The organism is Streptomyces sp. NPDC005574, assembly GCF_040605435.1.
Lineage (GTDB): Bacteria > Actinomycetota > Actinomycetes > Streptomycetales > Streptomycetaceae > Streptomyces.
Genome location: NZ_JBEXCW010000231.1, coordinates 1 through 3,358 on the forward strand (window position 1 = coordinate 1; position 3,358 = coordinate 3,358).

Below are 3,358 nucleotides of genomic sequence, written 5' to 3' on the forward strand. Positions count from 1 at the left end.
GCCGCGTTGTCGCATCACCCGAGTACATCCAGTACGCGGGCGATGCTCCGCCTTGCGATGCACCGCACCGGACGCCGCGAGCTTCCCGGCAAACCTTTCCGGTCACGGCACCAGTCCCGTTCCACCGGGGCACCGCGCACACTGGAAGCACATGCTGCTCGGCGCGCGCGGTGCCCCGCCCCATGTTCCGCCCCCGTTGTGAGGAGTCACCGTGGCCATCTCGGTCTTCGACCTGTTCTCGATCGGCATCGGCCCGTCCAGCTCCCACACGGTGGGCCCGATGCGGGCGGCGCGCATGTTCGCGCGCCGGCTGCGCAACGAGGACCTGCTGGGTTCCGTCGCCTCGGCCCGCGCCGAGCTGTACGGCTCCCTGGGCGCGACCGGCCACGGCCACGGCACGCCCAAGGCGGTGCTGCTCGGCCTGGAGGGCGCCTCCCCGCGGACGGTGGACGTGGAGGGCGCGGACGAACGGGTCGAGCGGATCCGGCGGGACGGCCGCCTCTGCCTCCTGGGCGAGCACGAGATCCCCTTCTCCTTCGACGACGACCTCGTGCTGCACCGCCGCAAGACGCTGCCGTACCACGCGAACGGCATGACCCTGTGGGCGTACGACGCCTCCGGGGCGGAGCTGCTGTCGAAGACGTACTACTCGGTGGGCGGCGGCTTCGTCGTCGACGAGGACGCGGTCGGCGCCGACCGCATCAAGCTGGACGACACGGTCCTCAAGTACCCGTTCCGCACCGGCGACGAGCTGCTGCGCCTGACGCGGGAGACGGGCCTGTCGATCTCCGCGCTGATGCTGGAGAACGAGCGGGCCTGGCGCACGGAGGAGGAGATCCGCACCGGTCTCCTGGAGATCTGGCAGGTCATGCGGGCGTGCGTGGCGCGCGGCATGTCCCGCGAGGGCATCCTGCCGGGCGGGCTGCGGGTGCGCCGCCGGGCCGCGATGTCGGCGCGCCAGCTCCGCGCGGAAGGCGACCCGCTGGCGCACGCCATGGAGTGGATCACGCTCTACGCGATGGCGGTCAACGAGGAGAACGCGGCCGGCGGCCGGGTGGTGACCGCCCCCACCAACGGCGCGGCCGGCATCATCCCGGCGGTCCTGCACTACTACATCGACTTCGTACCCGGCGCCGACGAGGACGGCGTGGTCCGCTTCCTGCTCGCCGCCGGCGCGATCGGCATGCTGTTCAAGGAGAACGCCTCCATCTCGGGCGCCGAGGTCGGCTGCCAGGGCGAGGTCGGCTCGGCCTGCTCGATGGCGGCCGGCGCCTTCGCCGAGGTCCTGGGCGGCAGCCCCGAACAGGTCGAGAACGCGGCCGAGATCGGCATGGAGCACAACCTCGGCCTGACCTGCGACCCGGTCGGCGGCCTGGTCCAGATCCCCTGCATCGAGCGCAACGGCATGGCCGCGGTGAAGGCGGTCACGGCGGCCCGCATGGCGATGCGCGGCGACGGCGCGCACATGGTGTCCCTGGACAAGGTCATCAAGACGATGAAGGAAACCGGCGCGGACATGTCCGTCAAGTACAAGGAGACGGCCCGGGGCGGGCTGGCGGTGAACATCATCGAGTGCTAGGCAGTTAGCCTCGCCGTTTCGGTTGAGGCGATGAGGCGTCGCTGAGGGGCCGCTGTTGGGTGGTCGGCGCGATCTCGGTGCTTGGACATGGCGGGGTCCCGGCGCGGTGGTCGGGTTCTCCAAGGTCCTTCGGGTCGTGGTGGGCCAGGGTTCGCCGGTCAGCCGGCGGGGCGGGCCAACGCGGCGAGGCGATGGAAGGCCGTGGCCAGTTCGTGTCTCCAGGGCCAGGTCGCCGATATTCGCAGGCGCAGGCGACGGCCGCCGCGGGTGAGACGCGCGGCGACGTGCAGGAGCCGGTAGCGGAGCTTCTTCGGCTCGGCGGCTGCCAGTTCCCCGTCCAACAGCAGCAGACGGGTCCACGCCAGCAGGTCGATCGCTGCGAGGCTGAGTTCGAGCCAGACGGCGTTGACGGCGAAGTCGCGGGAGGGGAAGCGGCCGAATCCCGTGGTCTTGCCGCATCGGATGTGGTCCTCGACAGTGGCATGCCCGCGGTGACCGACCTCCAGGAACTGGGCGGAGCCGCCACTGGAGTATGGGCTGTCGGTGAGGAATACCTGATGACGCAGGCCCTCGTCCTGGTCGAACAGGGAGAGCTGGGCTCCGGGGTGCGGGCGTTCGCGGCGCACGATGATGCGGGTGCCGGGCGGGTAGCCGTCCAGATCGACCATGCCGGTCAGCTCGGCGACCTCGGCGCCGTCACGCAGGGTGCCGTCCTGGTTAAGGGCGGGATGCCAGAGGCGGTCAGGGATCGCCCGGACGGCACGGCGGACCGGCTGCGTATCCGACCGAGAAGAAGGTGCGGATTCCTCGTTTCCACAGGTCGCGGACGTGGGCGAGGAAGGCTTTCGCGGATCCGGCACTGTCGGCGCGGATGAGGATGTCGGTGCCGTGCCGGTGAGCGTCGGGGATCTGTGCGAGTGCATGGTCGAGCACCTCGATGTGATCGGCGGCGGTGTTGGCACCGGCGTTCCCGGGCCGCAGCCGGCCCGACACCGCCTCGCCGGTGTTCGCGAGGAAACACAGCAGCGGATGGAACCCGAAGCCTCCTTTGTAGGTCGGGGCGGCCTGCTCTTTCTCGGAGTGGCAGGTGACCAGCGTGGCGTCGAGGTCCAGGACCAGACCGGGAAGTTCGCGCCCTGCGGCCGTCACTGTGGGTATGCCCTCGCCGGTCTCGGCGGCCTGCAGCCAGGTGACCTCCCGGGCTGAAGCGCGGGCCGCGCGCAGCGAAGCCAGTGCCCGCTCGTCGATGTCGGCGAGCAGCCGCCAGGCCGTCGGTGTCGAGGCGACGGGGCCGAACACCCCTGTCTGGTCCCGCAGTACGGCCAGGTCCGCGATGGCCTCGCCGCCGTCGGCGAGCATCACCGCCAGGTCGGCGGCGATCCGTCCTGGATCATGTCCGGTCCCGCGGGGCCGCAGCGGCCTGAGAGCGGCGGAGTACGCGGCCGTCAGCCCCGTGGCATCAACGAGATCGGCCAGCAACCGTGCCCCGGCGTGCCCAACCACCCCCGAACCGTCAGCACTGACATGGATCTTGGGACGCAACCCGATACCCTGCACGTAGAAAGTGCCCTCCGCCTGGACCGACAGAACCCCTCAGCAAGGTTCATCGTCCCAGGTCAGGAAGGCACTTTCGCGTTTCGGCCCTGCCAGCCCCTGTATCCAAGCGAAACGGCGAGGTTAGGCCCAATACCGGTAACTTAGGGCTTTGGTATGCGTTTGACCCGTTTGGTTTTGGTGGCGCCAACGATGGTGATGGCCGGGACGCGCGGGTGGTCTGTA

General features: G+C 70.1%; 1 protein-coding gene and 1 pseudogene. One reads left to right on the plus strand and one right to left on the minus strand.

The features are described from left to right. Positions 1 to 211: 211 nt before the first annotated feature. The gene (locus tag ABZT03_RS43455; RefSeq protein WP_356049741.1) at positions 212 to 1,579 is read left to right on the plus strand and encodes an L-serine ammonia-lyase; all 1,368 of its coding nucleotides are present in this window, start codon (positions 212 to 214) and stop codon (positions 1,577 to 1,579) included. A 158-nt stretch (positions 1,580 to 1,737) separates the two neighbouring features. Here the strand turns inward: ABZT03_RS43455 and ABZT03_RS43460 are convergent. Then, positions 1,738 to 3,136: pseudogene (locus ABZT03_RS43460) on the minus strand (IS1380 family transposase). Positions 3,137 to 3,358: the final 222 nt, after the last annotated feature.